This is a genomic window from Pseudomonas sp. UMAB-40 (assembly GCF_900095275.1).
In the GTDB taxonomy this organism is placed as follows: Bacteria; Pseudomonadota; Gammaproteobacteria; order Pseudomonadales; family Pseudomonadaceae; genus Aquipseudomonas; species Aquipseudomonas mandelii_B.
The window spans coordinates 1-337 of record NZ_LT607615.1 but is presented as its reverse complement, the minus strand read 5'-3'; the positions used below and the strand labels follow the sequence as shown (position 1 = coordinate 337).

1 pseudogene is annotated in these 337 nt (G+C 42.7%); it reads left to right on the top strand.

Annotated features, from left to right (window positions below):
- Window positions 1–337: pseudogene (locus K0F88_RS32775) on the top strand (hypothetical protein); the annotation flags it as partial.

The window sequence follows — 337 nt, the reverse complement described above, 5'->3', positions numbered from 1 at the left end:
ATCAAGCGATTGATAAACTGGAATCTACGAGTGTTGTTATAATCACGGGTCCAGCTGGCATTGGTAAGACAACATTGGCCGGGCAGCTAATCCTGCAGTACGTCGCAGACGGCTTTGAGCTTTCGGTCATTTCTGATGATATTAAAGAGGCTGAGAGCATCTTCGACCCTGACTCAAAGCAAATTTTCTATTTTGATGATTTTTTAGGCCGCAACTACCTAGAAGCGCTTTCTGGTCATGAGGGCGCCAAGATTGTTGGTTTTATTAGGCGCATAGTTAAGAATCCTCAAAAGCGATTTGTATTGACATCTCGAACTACTATTCTCAATCAAGGAAA